This window comes from Methylophaga sp., assembly GCF_048266885.1.
GTDB lineage: Bacteria > Pseudomonadota > Gammaproteobacteria > Nitrosococcales > Methylophagaceae > Methylophaga.
This window is the reverse complement of record NZ_JBLWYR010000032.1, coordinates 1-21,798: the sequence shown is the minus strand read 5'-3', so window position 1 is coordinate 21,798 and position 21,798 is coordinate 1. Positions and strand designations below refer to the sequence as shown.

Annotated in this window: 20 protein-coding genes; 1 reads left to right on the top strand and 19 read right to left on the bottom strand. The window is 45.5% G+C overall.

Features of this window, described 5'->3' with window-relative positions; genetic code table 11:
• Window positions 1–30: 30 nt before the first annotated feature.
• From ACN0V2_RS12795 to parE, 12 genes are all read right to left on the bottom strand, one after another.
• Window positions 31–1,728, bottom strand: a complete 1,698-nt coding sequence (locus ACN0V2_RS12795) for an NAD(P)H-dependent oxidoreductase subunit E (protein ID WP_417551213.1) — start codon at window positions 1,726–1,728, stop codon at window positions 31–33.
• A gap of 334 nt (window positions 1,729–2,062) precedes the next feature.
• On the bottom strand, window positions 2,063–3,064 hold the full coding sequence (locus ACN0V2_RS12790) for a formate dehydrogenase subunit gamma (RefSeq protein ID WP_417551212.1): 1,002 nt from the start codon (window positions 3,062–3,064) through the stop codon (window positions 2,063–2,065).
• 10 nt (window positions 3,065–3,074) lie between these two features.
• Window positions 3,075–3,254 (bottom strand): hypothetical protein, encoded by a 180-nt coding sequence (locus ACN0V2_RS12785; RefSeq protein ID WP_417551211.1) that lies wholly within the window; start codon window positions 3,252–3,254, stop codon window positions 3,075–3,077.
• Window positions 3,255–3,256: 2 nt separating this feature from the next.
• Entirely contained in the window at window positions 3,257–3,841 is a 585-nt protein-coding gene (fdh3B, locus tag ACN0V2_RS12780; protein WP_292362139.1) for a formate dehydrogenase FDH3 subunit beta, read from the bottom strand.
• 16 nt (window positions 3,842–3,857) lie between these two features.
• On the bottom strand, window positions 3,858–6,731 hold the full coding sequence (locus tag ACN0V2_RS12775; RefSeq protein ID WP_417551210.1) for a formate dehydrogenase subunit alpha: 2,874 nt from the start codon (window positions 6,729–6,731) through the stop codon (window positions 3,858–3,860).
• Between the two features lie 12 nt (window positions 6,732–6,743).
• Window positions 6,744–6,953: a Tat pathway signal protein gene (locus tag ACN0V2_RS12770; RefSeq protein ID WP_417551209.1), complete on the bottom strand. Its 210-nt coding sequence runs from the start codon at window positions 6,951–6,953 to the stop codon at window positions 6,744–6,746.
• A 133-nt stretch (window positions 6,954–7,086) separates the two neighbouring features.
• Complete coding sequence (locus ACN0V2_RS12765; RefSeq protein WP_417551208.1) at window positions 7,087–7,668, bottom strand: TorD/DmsD family molecular chaperone; 582 nt, start codon at window positions 7,666–7,668, stop codon at window positions 7,087–7,089.
• Complete coding sequence (locus ACN0V2_RS12760) at window positions 7,668–9,203, bottom strand: 4Fe-4S binding protein (protein WP_417551215.1); 1,536 nt, start codon at window positions 9,201–9,203, stop codon at window positions 7,668–7,670. The genes ACN0V2_RS12765 and ACN0V2_RS12760 overlap by 1 nt, the downstream gene beginning before the upstream one ends.
• A 1-nt stretch (window position 9,204) precedes the next feature.
• Window positions 9,205–9,666 (bottom strand): DUF3306 domain-containing protein, encoded by a 462-nt coding sequence (locus ACN0V2_RS12755; RefSeq protein WP_417551207.1) that lies wholly within the window; start codon window positions 9,664–9,666, stop codon window positions 9,205–9,207.
• Complete coding sequence (locus ACN0V2_RS12750) at window positions 9,663–10,133, bottom strand: DUF3305 domain-containing protein (protein ID WP_417551206.1); 471 nt, start codon at window positions 10,131–10,133, stop codon at window positions 9,663–9,665. Before ACN0V2_RS12750 ends, ACN0V2_RS12755 begins: the two co-directional genes overlap by 4 nt.
• A gap of 53 nt (window positions 10,134–10,186) precedes the next feature.
• Window positions 10,187–12,427, bottom strand: a complete 2,241-nt coding sequence (parC, locus tag ACN0V2_RS12745; RefSeq protein WP_417551205.1) for a DNA topoisomerase IV subunit A — start codon at window positions 12,425–12,427, stop codon at window positions 10,187–10,189.
• A gap of 14 nt (window positions 12,428–12,441) precedes the next feature.
• Window positions 12,442–14,340 (bottom strand): DNA topoisomerase IV subunit B, encoded by a 1,899-nt coding sequence (parE, locus tag ACN0V2_RS12740; protein ID WP_417551204.1) that lies wholly within the window; start codon window positions 14,338–14,340, stop codon window positions 12,442–12,444.
• A 346-nt stretch (window positions 14,341–14,686) separates the two neighbouring features.
• On the opposite strand from parE, the gene ACN0V2_RS12735 reads away from it, so the two are divergent.
• Entirely contained in the window at window positions 14,687–15,262 is a 576-nt protein-coding gene (locus ACN0V2_RS12735) for a Tll0287-like domain-containing protein (protein ID WP_417551203.1), read from the top strand.
• Here the strand turns inward: ACN0V2_RS12735 and ACN0V2_RS12730 are convergent.
• The 7 genes from ACN0V2_RS12730 to ACN0V2_RS12700 form a co-directional block, all read right to left on the bottom strand.
• Complete coding sequence (locus ACN0V2_RS12730; RefSeq protein WP_417551202.1) at window positions 15,259–15,462, bottom strand: winged helix-turn-helix domain-containing protein; 204 nt, start codon at window positions 15,460–15,462, stop codon at window positions 15,259–15,261. The genes ACN0V2_RS12735 and ACN0V2_RS12730 overlap by 4 nt on opposite strands.
• 58 nt (window positions 15,463–15,520) lie before the next feature.
• Complete coding sequence (locus ACN0V2_RS12725) at window positions 15,521–16,693, bottom strand: MalY/PatB family protein (RefSeq protein WP_417551201.1); 1,173 nt, start codon at window positions 16,691–16,693, stop codon at window positions 15,521–15,523.
• Window positions 16,680–18,827 (bottom strand): 5-histidylcysteine sulfoxide synthase, encoded by a 2,148-nt coding sequence (gene ovoA, locus ACN0V2_RS12720; RefSeq protein WP_417551200.1) that lies wholly within the window; start codon window positions 18,825–18,827, stop codon window positions 16,680–16,682. Before ovoA ends, ACN0V2_RS12725 begins: the two co-directional genes overlap by 14 nt.
• 79 nt (window positions 18,828–18,906) lie before the next feature.
• Window positions 18,907–19,473, bottom strand: a complete 567-nt coding sequence (locus ACN0V2_RS12715) for a class II aldolase/adducin family protein (protein ID WP_417551198.1) — start codon at window positions 19,471–19,473, stop codon at window positions 18,907–18,909.
• Window positions 19,466–20,689 (bottom strand): tetratricopeptide repeat protein, encoded by a 1,224-nt coding sequence (locus tag ACN0V2_RS12710; protein ID WP_417551197.1) that lies wholly within the window; start codon window positions 20,687–20,689, stop codon window positions 19,466–19,468. Before ACN0V2_RS12710 ends, ACN0V2_RS12715 begins: the two co-directional genes overlap by 8 nt.
• 1 nt (window position 20,690) lies before the next feature.
• The gene (locus tag ACN0V2_RS12705) at window positions 20,691–21,401 is read right to left on the bottom strand and encodes an energy transducer TonB (protein WP_417551196.1); all 711 of its coding nucleotides are present in this window, start codon (window positions 21,399–21,401) and stop codon (window positions 20,691–20,693) included.
• Window positions 21,373–21,729, bottom strand: a complete 357-nt coding sequence (locus ACN0V2_RS12700) for an ExbD/TolR family protein (RefSeq protein WP_417551214.1) — start codon at window positions 21,727–21,729, stop codon at window positions 21,373–21,375. The genes ACN0V2_RS12705 and ACN0V2_RS12700 overlap by 29 nt, the downstream gene beginning before the upstream one ends.
• Window positions 21,730–21,798 lie beyond the last annotated feature (69 nt).

Below are 21,798 nucleotides of genomic sequence, written 5' to 3'. Positions count from 1 at the left end.
TTTCTACGCTGTCTTGCAATTGAGTGGCCATTATTTCAACTCCTCAGGGAAATACTTGACGACGCTTCGTAGCGGATTTGGAGCGGCTTGCCCCAGACCACAAATCGACGCGTCTACCATTACTTGAGACAACTCTTCGAGTAATGGTTCGTCCCATTTAGCCTGTTTCATTAAGGTAACCGCTTTGGCAGTACCTACGCGACAAGGTGTACATTGGCCGCAGGACTCATCTTCAAAGAAACGCATTGCATTGACTGCCAAATCGCGTGCTCTGTCTTTATCGGAAAATACAATCACCGCAGCAGAGCCGATAAAACTGCCATATTCATGCAAAGTGTCGAAATCCAAAGGCACATCACCTAACGACGCAGGCAAAATTCCGCCTGAGGCACCACCGGGGAAATAGCCATAAAACTCGTGCCCTTCGAGCATGCCGCCGCAATATTCATCAATCAGTTCACGCATAGTGATACCGGCTGGTGCCAAATGTACACCTGGGTTGTTGACTCGACCACTCACCGAAAATGAACGCAGACCTTTGCGACCGTGACGTCCGTGATCGGTAAAACACTCTGGACCTTTCTCAAGAATATCGCGAACCCAATACAGCGACTCCATATTGTGCTCTAAAGTCGGCCGACCGAATAAGCCAACTTGAGCTACAAATGGTGGACGTAGACGTGGCATGCCACGTTTACCTTCGATGGATTCAATCATTGCCGACTCTTCGCCACAAATATAGGCGCCAGCACCACGGCGTAAATGGATCGTCGGCAAATTGGTGACCGGTGGATGAGCACGTAGCTTGGCAAGCTCTTGTTCTAACATGACGCGAATGGCGGCATATTCATCACGCAGATAAATATAGATTTCATTGATATCTACTGCCCAGGCAGCGATCAGCATGCCTTCGAGGAAACAATGAGGATCACGATCCAGATAGTATTTGTCTTTAAAGGTACCCGGCTCACCTTCATCAATATTGACGGCCATTAATCTCGGGGCTGGTTGATCTCGCACGATCCGCCATTTACGACCAACTGGGAAACCCGCACCACCTAAACCACGCAAACCAGAGTCATCCATCATGTCGAGTACTTTATTGACATCATGCTGACCGGCCATACATTGCTGATAGATGGTGTAGCCGCCGTTGGAGAGATATTGTTCAAACAGAATAGGAGCGATGGTTTCGGGTTCAGTTACGCCTTGTTCAACCAGTTCATCGACTTTTTGAACATCGGCAAATTCGACCGGATGCATACCGACAACAGCAACTGGAGCTTTATCACAACGACCAATACAAGGGACTCGCTGTACGCGGACTTTTTCACCCATGGCGGTTTCAAGTGAATCAATCAGACCTTCAGCACCGGCCATTTCACAAGTCATTGAGTCACAGACGCGAACGGTTAAATCGGCAGGAACGGCATCACCTTCTTTAATCACATCAAAATGATGGTAGAAGGTGGCGACTTCATATACTTCTGCACGAGACAGTTTCATTTCATAGGCTAGCGCGACTAAATGTGCTGCTGAGATATGTTTGTAGAAATCCTGGATTTTATGCAAATGTTCTATCAGTAAATCTTTTTGTCTGGATGCATTACCCAGCAATTCACGCACTTCGACCAGTGCTTTTGGATCAATTTGTCGACCTTTACTGGTAATACGTGCCAGTTTGATCTTTTTACCAGTTGGTTGAACACTGATGGGTTGATCGATCATGTTGCCCCTCTCTCTCTTTATAGCCTACTTTGGCTTTTTTATAATAAAAATCTAGTCAAAACTATCATGGCTAACTGCTGTTGTGAAGCCTGATGAAGAGCAAAAATCAAAGCTAAATCAAGCTTTTGTTTAAAGATAGGATTAGGAGATTGAGCGAGAGTTCAAAAACGCACTAAATAAATGCACAATGTGTGAAACAGCATGTTGTTACACAAGGTTGAGAGGGAATTTGATCCAAAATGGATCATGGAGAAATTTTTTCTAAAGCTTCAAAAAAACAACAGCCAACCAATTTTTACAGATTGGCTAATTACAAGTATCTAATTTGCGCAAATTACTGACGCGTATTTTGCTGCTGTTGTTCGACGTCTTTTAACCAAAGATCGTGATGCTGTTCGGCCCAGGCAACATCAACATGACCGGTTGTCATACCTTCAAGTGCGCCCTCGGTTCCGATGGTACCGATATAGATGTGACCTAGTGAAAACGCCATCAGTAACATCGCAGTCAGAATATGAATCAGATGGGCACCAATAATGACTTCACGTTCCTGTCCAAAATTGGGGAAATCCAATACCAGTCCCGAAAAACATAATGCCACACCCGCTGTTGCCAACGTCCAAAACCAGGCTTTTTCACCGCCATTGAACTTACCTGCTGAGGGATGTTTGTCCCCTACCATGCCACCAAAGGCTTTAAACCATTCGATATCAACTTTGGTAAATAGATTATTTTTGAACCATTTGATGAGAATGATAAATAAGGCCACCATAAACACCGGCCCCAATACGTTGTGTATCCATTTAGCTGCTGTGGCGTAGGCTGAAAAGCCTGGGTAACCGAGCAATGGAATTAAAGCAAACCGGCCGTATAACAGACTCAGACCGGTGATCGCTAATAAGATAAATAGGGTTGCTGTTGTCCAGTGCAAACGTCGCTCGTTTAAGGTCCAACGTTCAACCGTTTTACCGGTACGAGGATGATCAAGTTTGATCTCTCCACGCCATAAGTAGAACACAGCAAGTATCAGTATTACACCACTTAATAACCAGCTACCGTAAGTAGCAATTGGCCCATTACGTAATTGACGCCAGTTTTGACCTGCCCCTTGGATCAGCTCATTCGTTTCCTGGCCTTTAACCGCACTATAACCTTTGGTGTTATCACGCACTTGACGCCAAGTATCGGCGCGCGGATTGGTTTCTTCGGCCGCCGTACCAGCCATGCTGACATATAAATAACCAGTTAATGGCATCACCAGAATGGCAAGTACGATAATCAGCATCGCCCAAAGTGATGTTTTTTTACGATTGGTCATAGCAGCAGATGCAGACATGCTTTCTCCGTTAGCGATCCGTTTGTACGCTATTGAAACGTTGCTTTAGCACATCAGCACGTTCCTCAGCAGACAAAGCATGGCTATCTTCTTTGCCTTTATAAACTCCGGCTTTATGCATGGTTACATCAGTATCTTCGTAACAAGCCGTCAGCAAAAAGGCACCAAGCATTAAAACAAGCAGTCTCATGATTAATCCTTGTAGGCTGTTGCCCAACCCCAATTATCCGGACGGCCGCCACGACGCACCACACGGCTTCGGAATAAGTCAGCAACGATATCACCGTCACCAGCAATCAATGCTTTGGTCGAACACATCTCAGCACATAAAGGTAATTTACCTTCGGCTAAACGGTTACGACCATATTTTTCAACTTCGGCAGCCGAGTTATCTTCTTCCGGGCCACCAGCACAGAAAGTACATTTATCCATTTTGCCGCGGGCACCAAAAGCACCTTCTTGTGGATATTGGGGCGCACCAAATGGGCAGGCATAAAAGCAATAACCACAACCAATGCAGATATCTTTATCGTGCAGCACTACACCATCATCTGTGGTGTAGAAGCAATCGACTGGGCATACCGCTTGGCATGGCGCATCGCTGCAATGCATACAGGCAACTGAGATAGATTTTTCACCAGGAATACCATCATCGATAGTGACGACGCGACGACGGTTAATACCCCAAGGTACTTCATGTTCATTTTTACAAGCGGTAACGCAGGCATTGCATTCAATACAACGCTCGGCATCACACAAAAACTTCATTCGAGCCATTTAGCAATCCCCTTAATTAGGCAGCACGGATACGACAGAGAGAAACTTTCGTTTCCTGCATCGCCGTTACGGAGTCATAACCATACGTGAACACGGTGTTACACGATTCACCTCGAACATGTGGCACAGTGCCTTCAGGATAGTTATCAATCAAATCTTTACCCTGATAATGGCCACCAAAATGGAACGGCATAAAGACAACGCCACGTTCAACACGCTCGGTCACCATAGCCATTACTTTGATGGTTCCGCCTTCAGGACCATCCACCCAAACTTGTTCACCATTTTTAATGCCGGCATTGTTGGCATCAGCAGGGTTAATTTCGATAAACATATCTTGCTGCAATTCAGCCAGCCAAGGGTTAGAGCGGGTTTCTTCACCACCACCCTCATATTCCACCAATCGACCACTGGTCATTATCAATGGGAAATCTTTGCTGAAATCGGTAGCTTGAATGGAACCGTAGCGAGTCGGCAGACGATAGAAGCTACGGCGATCTTCGTAAGTAGGATATTTTTCTACCAAGTCACGACGTGTTGTATAAAGCGGTTCACGATGAATAGGCACGGGGTCCGGGAACTGCCAGACGATAGCTCGCGCTTTAGCATTACCATACGGGGCACAACCATGTTTGATTGCAACACGTTGAATACCGCCTGATAAATCGGTTTTCCAGTTTCGACCTTCTGCTTCGGCTTTTTCCTCAGCAGTTAGATCATCCCACCAGCCCAGCTCTTTAAGCATGGTATCGGTAAATTCAGGATATCCGTCTGTGAGTTCAGCACCCACTGTACTGGAGCCTTCAGATAACAAATTGACTCCATCACGTTCCACACCAAAACGAGCACGGAAAGGACCGCCGCCCTCTGCTACCGGCGTTGAGTTGTCATACAGAATATGACTGCCAGGATGTTTCATTTCTGGTGGGCCCCAACAAGGCCAAGGCAGACCGTAAATTTCACCATCACATGGGCCACCTTCGGCTTTCAATGTGGTGGTGTTAAAGGTATGTAGATTTTCAGATTGTAGTTTGAGACGTTCCGGAGATTGTCCAGTGTAACCAACCGCCCACATGCCTCTGTTGTATTCACGGGTAATATCTTCGATTAACGGTTCTTCGCCATTCACTTCAATCTGATTACACAATTCTTTTTCAAAGCCGAATTTTTTGGCGAATTTGTACATGATGGTGTGATCAGGCAAAGATTCAAATAATGGTTTAATAACCTGAAAACGCCATTGCACTGAGCGATTCGATGACGTTAATGAACCATAGGTTTCGAACTGAGTGGATGCCGGCAATAAATACACGCCATCAGTACGATCATTCATAACGGCAGAAACGGTTGGATAAGGGTCAACTACTACCAATAGGTCTAGTTTTTCCATGGCCTCTTTCATTTCCGGGCCACGGGTCTGACTGTTTGGTGCATGTCCCCAAAGCACCATGGCTTTGATGGCATCATTTTGGTCGATGTTATCTTTATCTTCTAAGACACCGTCAATCCAGCGGGAAACGGTAATACCATTGGTATACATCGGTGGCACCGCAGTACCTTCGACTTCTTCATATTTGGTTTGATCAAATTTTGCTTTGATCCAGTCCAGCTCAACATTCCAAACGCGCGCCCAATGTTCCCAAGCACCTTCAGCTAAACCGTAATAACCCGGCAAACTGTTGGAAACCACACCGAAATCGGTGGCGCCTTGCACATTATCATGGCCACGGAAAATATTGGTCCCACCACCGGAAACACCCATATTACCGAGTGCCAGTTGCAGGATGCATAAAGCACGGGTATTGCTGTTACCAACGGTATGCTGAGTTATGCCCATGCACCAGATCACAGTGCCTGGACGATGTTCAGCCATGGTTTTAGCCGCCTGATAAACATCTGCTTCTTTGGCTCCACTGACTTTTTCAACTTCTGCAGGTGGCCAGTTAGCGACTTCCTTACGGATTTCGTCCATTCCGTAAACCCGCTGTTCGATAAAGCTTTTATCTTCCCAGCCATTTTCAAATATGTGCCACAACATGCCCCAGACAAACGGAATATCTGAACCACTGCGAATACGGATAAATTGATCGGCATGGGCTGCGGTACGGCTAAAACGAGGATCGACTACGATGATCGGAGCGCCCCGCTCTTTACCACGGAAAATATGTTGTAGTGAAACAGGATGAGCTTCGGCCGGATTGGCACCGATAATGAATATCGCTTTGGAATTATGAATATCGTTATAGGAGTTTGTCATTGCACCGTAACCCCAGGTATTAGCTACCCCGGCAACAGTAGTGGAATGACAGATCCGAGCTTGGTGATCGACGTTATTAGTGCCCCAGAACGCAGCAAATTTACGGAACAAATAAGCTTGTTCATTACTGAATTTTGCCGAACCGAGCCAGTAAACTGAATCCGGACCAGAGGTTTCACGGATATTCAGCATTTGAGTGCCGATTTCATCAATGGCTTGATCCCATGACAAACGCTGCCATTTACCATCGACTTTTTTCATAGGGTATTTGAGACGTTTGTCTCCATGACCGTGTTCGCGAACTGAAGCGCCTTTGGCGCAATGTGAACCGAGATTGAAAGGATGATCAAAGCTAGGCTCCTGACCGATCCACACCCCATTTTGAACTTCAGCAGTTACCCCACAACCGACACTACAATGACTGCAAACACTACGTACTTTGGTGATTTCACCTTCGTCGTAAGCAGGTTGATGGCCTTCTGCTGCTTCAGCTTTTTGAATCATCGCGTTAGGCAACAAACTCATAAAAGCTGCGCCACCAGCTGCAATACCAGAACCTTTCAGAAAGGTTCGACGATTTACGCCAGAAATACCACTGATGATGGTTGCCGGATCACGTTTAGTCAGTTTCATAACGTCAGTCTTTTAAAAGTCGGCGCGCTGGTAGTAAGTTTCAACATGTTCGGTATGTTGATAACCTTTTGCAGCAGGAGTAGGTTTGGCGGGAGTTTCAACTGTTTTTTGTGGAGCAGCTTGCAGCGTATTTGCTGTCAAAGCCAATGTCGCCGTGCCACCAATTGTGGCAGTCAATTTGTGCAGAAATTCTCTGCGGCTATTTAATGGCTTTGCAGTCATGGATTTCTCCGAATGAAAATCAGTGCAGTGACAAGCAAGAGGTTGTCAGCGTCGACAACAAAATTTGAAGCTTAATTATCGCGCAGTCGACACTGTGGTTCAAGGATATTCACCTCTAAATTCTAAGTATCTGTCATTGTTCTAGTCGTTGAAGTTCCGCTTCAATAAACTGTTTTCCTAATAATGCGACGCCACCATAAAATGCCGCACTTTTAGCTTTAGCCAAATCAGTAAAAAACTTGGCTGCCCAAGGTCGTAAATGAGTGTTAAAAAAAGTTTTGTCGTCAATGATCGGCGTGCCGTTGGCCATCAGAATCAATCGCATCACATCACACTCGCCAGCAATATGATCTTCAGGTTCGGCTTTATCTTGCTGTCGCTCCAAACCTAACTTGCCTAAATCGATGCGTAATTTTGCCAACGGCTTTTCATTTAAAAAACCGCTTTGATAAAACGAACCGTAAGGAATAACTTCACCTTGCGCCAACCCGATAAACAGTAATTGATATTCGTCGGCGATTTGCTCGACATCGTTTTGTTTAGCCGCTTCTATTAAAGCCATCCAACCTTGACCTAAGGGACTTTCCGGATGCGTTACCTGCAGACTGGTAATGTTATCCAGCAAATCCTGCTGTGGTGGCGCGGCAAGTAAATTGGCCAATAAAGCGTATGTCTGAGCACGCCACTGAGTTTCTTCAATTTCTTCCACGGCCATTACCCTTTTTTAAACATCGCTTTTACACGACAGTCTTCACACATCTTCAATTGCTCTAAAGCCGCTCCCTGAAACATGTGATGGTCTTTTAGTTTTGCCGTTATGGTGTCGATCATTTTCTGGGTGGCAAACGGTTTCGCACAACTGATGCAATGGAAAATCGCTTCTTCATGCAATATCCGTTTCTGACGCGCCTGGTCCCTTTGATATAGATAGCGCGGTGCCAAGGCGATGGCATTTTCCGGACAAGCTGTTTCACAGATACCGCATTGCACACATAAATCTTCAATAAAATTCAGTTGAGGTTTGTCGACACCATCGACCAAAGCACCAACCGGACAGACGGACACGCATGACATACATAATGTGCAAGCTTGTTTATCAACTAGAATCTCACCAAATGGTGCTGGTTTTTCAAGTTTGATTTCTGCCTGAGGTGCAGGAGCTTGTTCATACAAATGCGATAACGCCATGGTGCTGACCCGACGTTTATTATCCATACCGGCAAAGCGGCTTGGAGTTGCAGCATCGGTTTTGGGCAACTGCTGCAAGTGGGATTTTAAGGCGCTGAAATCATTGCCTTGAAACCAATGAATCTCGGTTGAATAGCCCATGCCGATCAGTAATTCATTGCTTAACTGCATTTGCTGCTGTAATTCTTGCCAATCATGATCACTGTGGGTCAGCGCGTCCCATAAAGTGACGCCAGCAGCGCCATACGCCATCGCGGCCAACCAGAACGGCATACTGAGTGCGCCAATTTCCTCAATCGAAAAAGCAACCACATTGTTGGCAAGTTCATGCCCGCGCATTTCCAACAAAGTTTGGGCGTTAGCCTCATCGTGGATCAAAATATGCGGTGGTTGGGTTTCCAGTTCAGCATATTGTTGCAGCATTGAACGTAACCGTTCGAGACTGACATCCAAGGTCGGTAGCGCATAATTCATTGCACCGGATGGGCATACCGCCACACAACTACCACAGCCCTGACATAAATTCGGATCGACTCTGACTTCATCACCGGCATGGCTGATGGCTTCAGCCGGACAGGCTTCAAGACATTGATTACAGCCTTGAATACCGCGTCGGGAATGCGCGCAGATATTGGGTTTATATTGAAAATAACGTGGTTTATCAAAAATGCCGACCAGATCAGGCAGTTGCTGTAGGGCTTCAGCCAAGGCTTGTTGATTATCACCTGGAGCAAAATAGCCTAAAGGCGAAACGTTCTGTTTGAGAATTGGCGAATCACTTAGATCCAACACCAAATCAAATCGTAATGTTTGTCCGCCAATTTTTGCATCAAATTCGCCGAGCCAACCCGTTAAATCGGTTAATTCACCCGACAATAACGTGACTTCTTCACCACTGACCTTTGTGTTGTCTGTTACGAACGCGCTCACTGTTAATGGCTGACAATGTCCAGCCACTGCAGAGATAACCTCACCACTGCCGATAATGAGCAAACGCCCTTGAGATTCAAATTCGATTAGTTGTACAGGATGGAATTCAATTCGACCTGCTTCCAAAACCACGTTATGCAATGGGGTTATCCTCCTCGTCGCGACTATCTCGCGGTTTTGCTTGTTCATCCTGCACAGGATTTTCTGCTGAATTGGCTATTGTCGACTGTTCTGCTGTTTCATCTGCCGCGAGCTGCCGTTCTAAAAAACGTTTCATTTCATGAGTAACCACAGAGCCCAGACCAGCAAAATTTTGATAGTTGTAGTCATTTTCGTATTCCTCAAGCCCATCGGTTTTGTTAAAACCGGGTTTGCGAAATAAATCTCGTAATGCTTGCTGTTTGGTTTCTGGATCAACGTCTTTGCGTTGCCAAATAGGTAATTCAACCGGCTCTTTTGCTACCGTTGCTTGAGGCAGTTCAGCTTGTTCTATCTCAGTTAAATTTTCGGTGGGCGGCTCTGCTACCGTTTCAGATTGTTGTTTACGGCGAGACCAGCGCGATAAAAAATTTTCGGCTGCCGGTTTTTCTGTCATCTGGCACCTCCATCTTTATCTTTCCAGCGTTCACGACGGCGTTTTTTGGGTGCTTCCGGTGCATAGTGATAAATCAAAAAACGTTCCAGCCAAACACATAATTCATCTGGCAAGGCAGCTTCGAGCACCTGATCGCCCGCTTCCATATAAGAAGCCGCTTCATCGAAATCTACGGTGAGTAAAACAGGAGTTAACTCGTCATTCTCCAAGCGGCCAATAAAATAGATCTTGGCCTGTTCTGACATCAAATTGTGGTAATAACTTTCACAATAATGCCGAAATAATCGCAGATGCAGATCTGGATAGTAATGCAGCTCACCTTCTATCTGCGCATTAGACAATTGTGTCTCGCCAAGTCCAGGCATCACACCCAGCAAAGACCAAGAATGTTTGGCCCAGCGGTGTTGACTGACTTTTTTCAGCAATACGGCAGTAACGGAAAAATGATCAGAAGGTAAATCAAGCATCTCTATCAGGCATTGTGAATTCAGCCTAATAGGATAACAAGTAACCGAGCTTTTTACTCGGCTACTTCGACAGCAGTTACTTTTTGTAATCCACGAGGCAGCTTATGTCCACGTTTGCCACGCTCTCCAGCATAGTGTTGCAAATCAGCCGTTTTCAACGTCAGATGTCGACGTCCAGCATGCAGCGTCAGACTGTGATTTTCTGGTACCAGCGTAACCGATTGCAGCCACTCCTGGCCGCTACTAAAGCGAGCCTGTGGAATATTGATAAGCCGTACGCCTTTACCTTTATTTAATTCTGGCACTTCACTTATCGGGAAAACCAGCAAACGACCATCACCAGCAGCGACAGCCAGTTGCTGTGGGGTTTTGGTATCCACCACTAGCGGCGGCAATAAAGCAGCTTTATCCGGCAGATTGAATAGCGCTTTACCCGCTTTATTTTTAGCCAATAAATTATCAAAGCGCGTTACAAAACCATAACCTGCGGTATTGGATAACAAGATCATCTGCTCATTTTCAGCAGCGATCACCGCAATAAAACGTACTTCTGCAGCAGATTGCAGACGACCACTTAACGGTTCACCCTGCCCCCTGGCTGACGGTAACGTATGCGCTGCAAGGGAGTAACTACGGCCACTTTCATCCAAAAACACCACTTGTTGGTTACTGCGAGTTTTCACCGACGCAAGGAAACGATCGCCGGTTCGATAATTCAATGAGGCCGGATCCACATCATGACCCTTAGCGGCACGTACCCAGCCACTGGCAGATAAAACAATGGTCAGCGGTTCCGTTGGTAATAATTCATTTTCACTGAGGGCTTTGGCCGCATCACGTTGTTTGATTTCACTGCGACGATCATCACCATATTTTTCGGCATCGGCTGTGAGCTCTTTGCGGATTAAAGATTTCAAACGGGTATCTGAGCTTAATAATAATTCCAGTGATTTACGTTCTTTGCTCAGCTCATCCATTTCACCCTGGAGCTTCATTTCTTCAAGCTTGGCCAAGTGACGTAAACGTAATTCAAGTATCGATTCGGCCTGGCGATCACTGAGATTAAAACGCGCCATCAACTCAGCTTTTGGATCATCTTCATTGCGAATAATCGCAATCACTTCATCAATATTTAGGTAGGCGATCAATAAGCCTTCCAACACATGTATGCGATCCAGCACTTTATCCAGACGGAATTGCAAGCGGCGTCGAACCGTTTCTACACGGTAAATTAACCATTCGCTGAGCATTTGCAGTAGGTTTTTAACCTGTGGCCGCCCATCCAGACCGATCATGTTCATATTGACGCGGTAGCTGCGTTCCAAATCGGTGGTAGCAAACAAGTGCAGCATCAGACTTTCTATATCGACACGATTAGAGCGCGGCACAATCACTAGGCGCACAGCTTGTTCGTGATCAGATTCATCACGTAAATCCGCCACCATCGGTAGCTTTTTATTATTCATTTGTGCGGCAATCTGCTCCAGCACTTTGGCACCGGAAGTCTGATATGGCAGTGCATGAATAATGACTTCGTGTTCTTCAACTTTGTAAGAAGCGCGTTGGCGAATCGAACCATGGCCAGTTTCATAGATACGGCGGATTTCTGCTTGTGATGAAACAATTTCACCGCCGGTCGGGAAATCTGGACCCTGAATTTCAGTTAACAGATCTTCTAGGGTGCTTTTCGGTGATTTAAGTAATAGCAGGCAAGCGTTCACCACTTCCCGCAGGTTATGCGGCAGGATATCGGTTGCCATACCCACAGCAATACCAGTGGCGCCATTGAGTAATACATTCGGAAGACGTGCAGGCAGTAATTGTGGCTCATCCATGGTGCCATCAAAATTAGGCATCCATTCAACTGTGCCCTGCCCCAATTCACTTAATAATGTTTGAGCATAAGGTGCCAACCTGGCTTCGGTATAACGCATGGCCGCAAACGATTTAGGATCATCCATCGACCCCCAGTTGCCCTGGCCATCAATCAAGGTATAACGATAGGAAAATGGCTGAGCCATCAACACCATAGCTTCGTAACAGGCTGAATCACCATGCGGATGGTATTTACCTAACACGTCACCCACGGTACGAGCAGATTTTTTATGTTTGGAAACGGCACTGAGACCTAGCTCGGACATCGCGTAAACAATACGCCGTTGGACTGGTTTCAGACCATCAGCCAGATGGGGCAGGGCCCGATCCAAAATGACGTACATGGAATATCCCAGATACGCTTTTTCGGTAAAATCACGAAGCGGTTGCTGTTCCAGATCGTCGACTAATGTACTCATTTAAAACTCTCAGTTCAGATTAAACCATCAGCCAAATCGCCATGCTGTTCCAGCCAGATTTTGCGATCACCCGCCCGCTTTTTGGCCAGCAATTTATCAAGCATCATAAATGTATCGTCTTCGGCATCAATGGTCAGACGAATAAGCCGACGAGTATCCGGGGCCATGGTGGTTTCACGTAATTGCAAAGGATTCATTTCACCCAAACCTTTAAATCGCTGGGTACTAACTTTGCCTTTTATTTTGTCACGCTCAATGCGTTCCAGAATGATTTTGCGTTCTTCATCATCCAAAGCGTAGAAAACTTGTTTGCCAACGTCGATTCGATATAACGGCGGCATGGCGACACAGATATGTCCAGCTTCAACCAACGGTCGAAAATGTCGTACAAATAATGCACATAACAAGGTGGCGATATGCGCACCATCTGAGTCAGCATCGGCCAGGATACAGATTTTGCCATAACGCAGACCAGTGAGATCATCTGAGCCGGGATCCACCCCTACCGCAACGGCTATGTCATGAACCTCTTGTGAAGCCAATACTTGAGAAGCTTCGACTTCCCAGGTATTCAGGATCTTACCGCGTAGCGGCATGATGGCTTGAAATACGCGATCCCGACCTTGTTTGGCACTGCCGCCAGCAGAATCCCCTTCCACCAGAAACAATTCAGTACGGGCTGGATCTTGAGAAGTACAATCGGCAAGTTTGCCGGGTAATGCCGGGCCGGATTGCACCCGTTTACGCACGACTTTTTTGGCTTGTTTTAAGCGAGATTGAGCGTTATTAATCGCCAGCTCGGCTATTTTTTCACCATCTTCAATATGATGATTGAGCCATAGGCTGAAAGAATCTTTTACTGCACCAGCTACAAACCCGGCACATTGTCTGGAAGACAGGCGTTCTTTGGTCTGACCGGAAAATTGAGGATCCTGAAGTTTGACTGATAACACATAACTGCATCTTTCCCAGATATCTTCAGCTGAGAGTTTGACGCCACGCGGTAGCAGACTGCGAAATTCACAAAATTCCCGTAAGGCGTCTAGCAGACCTGAACGTAAACCATTTACATGGGTACCGCCTTGAGCAGTTGGGATCAGGTTTACATAACTTTCAGCGATAACTTCGGCCGGTTCAAGTTGCCACATCAAAGCCCAATCGACTTCCTGTGTTTCATCAGCAAAATGCCCAACAAATGGTTTGGCCGGTACGCAGGGCACATCAGTCATCGCATTGGCGAGGTAACTGTTTAAACCGTCTTCATAACACCAGCGATCGTTTTGTTTTTCGGCACCGCTTAAATCTTCGAAGGTAACAACCAGACCGGGACACAATACGGCTTTGGCACGTAAGACATGACGCAGTCGGGAAACCAGAAATTTAGGCGCATCAAAGAAACTGGTATCGGGCCAGAAGCGCACACTGGTGCCGGTATTTTTTTTGCCGACTGTACCTGTTTCAGCTAAGGATTCAACCAATAGACCATTTTCAAACGCAATACTGTAACTGACACCATCACGGCGGATATTGACTTCCAGCCGTTTGGATAAGGCATTCACGACAGAAACACCTACGCCATGCAGACCACCGGAAAACCGATAATTTTTATTGGAGAACTTGCCACCGGCATGTAAACGAGTCAGGATGACTTCAACACCGGGAACACCTTCTTCCGGGTGAATATCCACTGGCATACCCCGACCATTATCAATCACTTCAAGCGAATTATCAGGGTGCAGGATGACTTCAATATTCGTTGCGTGACCGGCAATAGCTTCATCGACACTATTATCAATGACTTCTTGAGCCAGATGATTCGGCCTAGTTGTATCTGTATACATGCCGGGCCGCTTTCTGACCGGATCCAATCCCGTTAGAACCTCAATTGCCGAAGCGTCGTAGATATTGGTCATTTTGTCTTAGTCAAAAAATTCAAGTTGCCCGAAGGTTAGCAGGATAAAAGCCAGATGTACAAGCATCTAAGCTATTGGAATGAAATAACACAAGACACGTCACATATATGCAAGATACTTATATTTAGATATCCATTATATTTTTGTGCGGGGTCAATAAGATGATTGTGTTAGCACTTGTTTCGAGTAAGCACTGTTGCATATTATTCAGATGCTGTGGTTCACTGCCATGATGCGTTCTAATTTTTAGAATGGCTTTGTTGGAATTTTACCCACCGTCGATGTGGATGAAGAATAAAGCCCTTTATGTGGCATCATGTTTATCGACTCAACGCGGAGTAATGTTATGAACATTCGACAGATTCTTTTGATCACGATCCTATTATTCTCTGCGCCCATCAATGCTGAAGACAATGCAAAAAGCTTTGAAAAACACGCTAATCAGGCCATAAAAGAATTCGCCGAAACCCTCAAATCGGCATTAATGTTATCCATGCAAACTGATGGTTCCGTTAAAAGCATTGCGGTTTGTAAAGATATTGCACCCAGAGTAGCTCAACAGATTTCAACTAAATATAACCTTGATATCAGCCGAACTTCCCTAAAGGTGAGAAATCCAGCTAACAAAGCTGATGAATGGGAGACAACTGTATTAAGAGATTTTGAAACCAGATTGGAAGCGGGTGAAACGATTAAAAAGCTTCGCTTTAGTGAACCGGTTGAGACAGAAGGATTTCAACAATGGCGCGTGATGAAAGCCATTGGTACAGATTTGGTTTGCGTGACCTGTCATGGTGAAAAAATACCTGAACAAATCCAAGCCGAATTAACCAAGCTCTACCCCAATGACCAAGCTACGGGTTTTAAAATCGGCAGCGTTAGGGGAGCATTTACGGTGAAACAAAAATTGCCGGCTGATTAACTTTCTTTAAGACTAATAAATTCACTGCGGCCTTTTTGAATTGAAGTCAGTTTATCTTCTCGAGCCAACCAGCCAATTGCTCTCTGTACCATTTTAGTATCAAGCTCACATTCGATAGCCAATTTTGTCGTACTGGTCTGTCCATTGGTTTTTAGATATTTCCAAATTTTTCCTGCTGCATCACCAATAGTTCGTTGCATCACACACCCCTTATTGTTGAAGTAAATCTACTAGATTAAATGTTGTGTTTTAGAAGACTTATTGCACACTTCCCCAGGCTAAGACAATTTGTTGGCAGGCTTGCTCAATTATGGCTCGCGGAGCTGCGATATTCATCCGCATAAAACCGCTTCCCCCTTCACCAAACATTGCTCCAGGATTCATCGCCACGCCAGCTTGTTGCACAAAAAACGTTCGCAGCTGTTTGTCATCAAGCTGCAAATCCTGGCAATCCAACCACAATAAATAAGTCGACTGTAACGGTAAAACTCGTATCTTGGGTAAATGTTCAGCAAAATAATCTTGTACCCAATTATAAGTCTGCTGCAAATACACTAACAATTGATCCAGCCATTGCTCACCGTGTTGATACGCGGCGATTGTGGCCTCAATACTGAAAGGATTGGCTGCACTGACATGCCATGAATTAAATACCGATTCAATCGCTTTTTTATGCTCAGTATTCGGCACAATCAACATCGACATTCCCAGACCGGCGATATTAAATGTCTTACTTGCAGACACCGCCGTAATAACAGGTACATCATCTGCAAGTGAGGCCAATGGAATATGTTTTTGGCCCTGGAAAACCAAATCAGCATGAATTTCATCGCTGATAATTATCAATTGATATTGTCTGGCAATATCTAGCAGTTTGGTGAGTTCAGTTTCAGTCCAGACACGACCACCTGGATTATGCGGTGAACACAGCAATAACATTTTTGCACCTGCTGCTGCCTGTTCCGCCAATTGTTCATAATTTATCTGATAATAATCATCCACTAATCGTAATGGGTTCAAGATTAGATCACGCTGAGTCTCCGTAACCGCAGAGAAAAATGGAAAATAGACAGGAGGCTGCGCTATGACCTGATCATGTTCTTCGGTAAGGGCCATAATAGTGGCATGCAGTGACGGCACCACTCCAGGGCAGATCAGGATATGTTGCGAATCAATCTGCCACTGATGGCGTCGTTGAAACCACTCTTGAGTTGCTTGATACAACGCTTCTGGATATTCACTATATCCATACACTGGATGCTCAGCTCGGCTGGTTAACGCGTTTGTAACAGCCTCTGGTGCAGCGAAATCCATATCAGCCACCCATAACGGGATGGCATCTTCACGGCCAAATAGTCGCTTGCGGGCGTCGTATTTAAGACTATAAGTTCCACTGCGATCTATTAGCAGATCAAAATCAATCTTCGACATTTCGACGTTCCCAGATAGTCACCTCCGAAAGAGTATGCTGGAATTTGCGCCGGGTTTCACGAATAACAAACGCTTGAGAAAACGGGGGTTCAAGCAACGTGAAATGTTGTTCCAATATGCTTTTTATCCCATCCAAAGTGGAAAAGCTCTCTCCGTCTTTTTTGAATCCACCCAGCCAATTGGCTTTATCAGTGTGCTCTTCCAGCCAGGTATACGGTGAGGCTAAGACTAAAAGACCACCTGCATTAATCCGCTCATGGATAACTTTTAGAAATAATATCGGGTCATACAAGCGATCCAATAAATTTGCCGCCACAACCAAATCATAATCACTGTAAACCGATTTTAAGTTACAGGCATCGCCCTGCATAAATTCAACTTTAGAGGCACATTCATCCAAGTCAAAATTAGCCAATCGTTCTTCCCGATACAGTAATAAATCACCTTCATCGGCCACAGCATAACGAATCACACCATCGCGTTTGAGTTGCACGCCCAGATTAATCAGACGAGCGGAGAAATCGATACCGGTTACATGATCAAAATGTTTGGCTAATTCAAAACTGGCTCGACCAACGGCACATCCTAGATCCAGAGCGCGTTTGGCCGGTTTGTCAGCCATTCTATCAATGGCAATCTGCGCAATGGTTTTTTGAAAATTCGGCACATCAAAATAAGATTCACCGTAATGAAATTCGGCGTATTCCGACAGCATTTTATCGGTTTCATAATTTGAGTCGAGATTCACGACCGGAGTATCGGACACAACATAACGAAACCCTGCATGTTGAAAAAAATGACGTCTAAAAGCATAGCGTGATGATAGACGTGTTTCATTGCCTGAGGAAATCCAGCTACCACCTTTAATCTGATTATGCTTTCCATCATAGGTTGGGGTAGTGAAATCGTCATACAAACGATGAACTTGAGAACCTTCAAACGGGTAAATTGGCGTTTCAGTCCATTGCCAAACATTTCCCCTGACATCGAAAAAATCACCCTGTGCAAACTGATTCACTGGGCACGAGGAAGCAAAATGATCCAAGTGGATATTGGCGGGTGCTGGTTTTTCATCCAATTCTTGTAGATCGACAAACTGAGCCAGACGATACCATTCATCTTCGGTTGGTAAACGAACGGTTTCTCCGGTTGCTTCAGCTTTCCATGCACAGAATGCTTTCGCCTCGTGATAGTTGACTTCAACCGGCCAATCCCAACGCATCGGCACCACTTCGGTCATTAAACGCAGCTGCCAGCCATTTTCGTTTTTGATCCAGAATGTTGGATATTCTGCTTGAGTAAACTCACGCCATTGCAGCCCCTCTTCTTGCCAGAAGTATTTATTTAAATAACCACCGGCATCAATAAAGGCTAAAAATTCCTGATTACTGACTAAATACTTTGAAGCTTGAAATGCCTCGACCTCAGCTTGATGCTGACCGTATTCATTGTCCCAACCGTAATAAGCATCATCAAATAATTTGCCGATCTGAACTTCACCCGATGTGACGGGCAAAAGTGTATTTTCAGGTGCTGGTCCAGAAAGTTCAGATGCCTGCCAAGCGGGCTGGTTTTGCACCCACTGAATTTGTTGTTGGCGAATTAATACCGATGAGGTTTCAAGGTGGATTTGTTCATGTTCAATGCACATGATGATGGCCCACCAAGGATTATCCCAGTTGATGGGTAATTGTAATGGTGCAGATTGGATCAATTGATTCACCGCAGTTCTGACCTGTTGTCGATATGCCGTGACTTCCGCCACCGTTGGCCATTCATAATGTGCATCGTTGAGATCATCCCAACTCATTTCATCTACACCGACAGCAAACATGGATTCAAACCGTGGGTTGATACGTTGGCTTAACAAGCCGGCCAGTAGGAGTTTATTAACAAAAAAAGTCGCGGTATGACCGTAATAAAAAATCAGCGGATGGCGTAACGGGATGCTTTTTTGATAAAACCCTTCATCTGATTTCAGGGTTTCAAACAACGATTCATAGCGATCACATGTCGCATTGAAATAAGTCGCTAGCTCCATACGGATTGCAGCCGCATCTGATAGATCAAGACGAGGGCTACGCAAATAAGCGGGTTCTGAGTGAGAAAAAGAAAAGGCTTTTTCGGCAGTCATGTGTCAAAAATCCCTTTGAGGATGCTTGTGAGAGTTTACTAAGACTTATTTTTGATCGATTTGTTTCGAGAATGTTGAATTATAGCTGAGCAGCCAGCCAAGCAGTTTTTGCAGAAAGCTCTACCGAGCAACTCCACTTATAAGCCAAATTGATAGTTTCTGCACAGGCATACACACCATGCCCGCGAACAATGACAACTTTATGACGGGCTAGGCCTTGGGCTACGGCTAAAGGTGACTTTTCCACATATTCGTCGTAGTTAATAGTGATAACGGGTACGGTAGGGAAATAATACTGTCCTTCAAAATCTACCGGTACAAAATCCTTACCGCTCATCGTCATTGCAATCGCATGAGCACCATGGCTATGAATCACCGCTTTTGTCGAAGGATTGTGCTGGTAACTTGCTATATGAAGTGGCGCATCAAGCGAAGCACCCTCACCGATCTGCCCGTCGATATCACAGGCCACCAGCATGTCAGGGGTCAAGGTATCGGCACAACATCCTGTAGGCGTCACCCAAATCTTATTATGCCAACGAAAAGAAGCATTACCACTATGGGAATCATTGCAACCATGCTGTCGTAGCCATTGATAATGTTGGACCAGTTGTGCTTTTAGTTCTGCTAATGAACTTTCAGGCATCTTCTTTATCTTTGCGTGTGTTCTGCAAATGCCTTAACCACTGCGATGCCTGATTACGGACATCAGAAAATGCCAAGGCGCGATTTAACTGTTGCTCAGATTGTTCAATATTACCTAAATGATAATTCACCATTCCTGACAACATCCACGCCTGACCGCGTTTATTTTCCGGTAATTTTTCCAAGCTTTGCTGCAATGGTCCGGCCGCTTCAGTCCAGTTTTCCATACCTATAAAAACGCGGGCAAGTTTTAGATCGGTTTCACCTGATGAGTCCATGGATTGCATACTCGCCAGAACCTGGGTCGCATTTTCATTCTCTCTAGCCGCTAGCCAGCTATCTGCAAGCGATTCCAGGTTTTTGAAATTCCGTTCAATTACGCCATCATTCATTGATTTTTGTAACAGCTGCGCAGATTTATACGGAATATTCAAAAAGCGGTACATATTGGCTAAACGTAAAACAGTGTCTTTGTCACCTAAATTGAGGCGTTTTGCTAGCGTTTGTACCGCTAGCGACGTAAGGCGTTTTTCCTGCTGGGCATATAATGCAGCCAGCTGATCCCAATAAGATTTATTGACTGGGAACCGCTCGATTAAAATTTCCAGCACATCAATAGATTGATTGTATTGCTGCATTTCCATATGTGCCGCCAGTTGCAATCGATACCAGTTTTCTTTCGGTGCATTATCTCGTTGAATCGCGACGCGAATGGCCTCTACCGCCTTAGTGAACTGATTGATCTGATAATAAGCAGTGGCCAATAGGACATAAGCACTACTGTTTGCCTGCGGCTCATCTTTGAGCCAAAGAGTCAGAGAATCAATTCCTTTTTGATATTTACCATCACCGATTAAAAGTTGGGCCAGGTTATACCGCAGGTTATGCGTGACATCTTTAGGCAAGGCATTAAGCGACAGGGCTTGTTCAAATTGCTCTGCAGCCAAGTTGTACTGTTCAGTTTCAGAATACAGATAACCTAGCGTTTGCAGCACCACTGCACGTTCGTAAGAACCCGCTTCGGTTTCACTGATCAGTTTTTTCAGATCGGCTTCAGCTTGGCGGTATTGTTGCTGCTCCATTTTTTCCTGAGCAGCACTCAGTGCTTTGTAGGTTGCTTCAGTGAGTAGATACTCATCTTCGGCCATAGCCTGAAAGGGCAAGCTAAGACAGGCCAATAAAGCCATCAAAACGAATTTTTGATTAAGTAGTTTCATTTTATCTGGCCAACTTAAATTCTATTTCCTGAGTCGCACGGCGTTCCACCGGTTCCCCGTCCACGACTTTAGGTTTAAATTTCCATTTGAGTATGGCTGTCATGGCTGCGTTATCAAATACGTTCTCTGGATTAGCAGACACCACAACAGGATCTTTTACTCGTCCGTCACGGGTAATGGTAAAGGCTACGGTGACCACACCTTCAATGCCACGTCGCTGTGCAACGCGTGGATAATTTGGTGGAATGCGCACCAAAGCCACCACTTCGTCATCCATTTGTGGGCCTGGCTGTGCCGGAACCGGTGACGGAGCCGGAGCAGGTTCCGCACTGAAATCACCCAGATAAGGTTGTCCGGCAATATTCAACGGCACATCAATCCTCGGCATATCCATTTTCGGTTGCTGCACATTTGGCTGTGTCATTTTAGGCGTAGTGGTCGCGGTTGGTGGCGGTGGCTCTTCTGGAGGTGGTGGTTTTTTGGGTATTTCGCGTTTGACGGTCTCCGGCTGCGTTTCTTCTTGTTTCAAACGCACAAAGTCCAGCACTAGCATTTCGTTATCATCACGATACAAATTGCTATCCGAAGTGGTCATTTCTTTCATTAAAGTGAACAGACCATAATTGACCACGATCGCCAGCACTAATCCAATCAAGATACGCATAGCTGGTGATTCCCCGCGGCTAGTCCCGTTCAGCAGCAATTGAGACATTCGCAACTCCCGCCAAACGTGCCTGATCCATGACTTCAATCAACAGCCCGGTTTTCGCCTCTTCATCGGCCAGGATAATGACCGAACCTTCCGGATTTTCTGCATACATCCGCTCGACATTGGCACGGACAGCACGGCGATCAATTTGCCGTTGGTCCATCCAGATTTCGTCATTTTCACGGATCGAAATTAAAATATTAGCGCGTTCTTTTTCCACTGCTGTTTTTGCCGATGGACGATTTACATCGACACCGGTTTCTTTGACAAAAGAAGTGGTCACAATAAAAAAGATCAGCAAAATAAACACCATATCGATCAGTGGTGTCATGTTGATTTCAGCTATACCGCCACTTTGACGGCGGGAATGTCGTTTTCGCATAAACTTTCCTAATCTCTG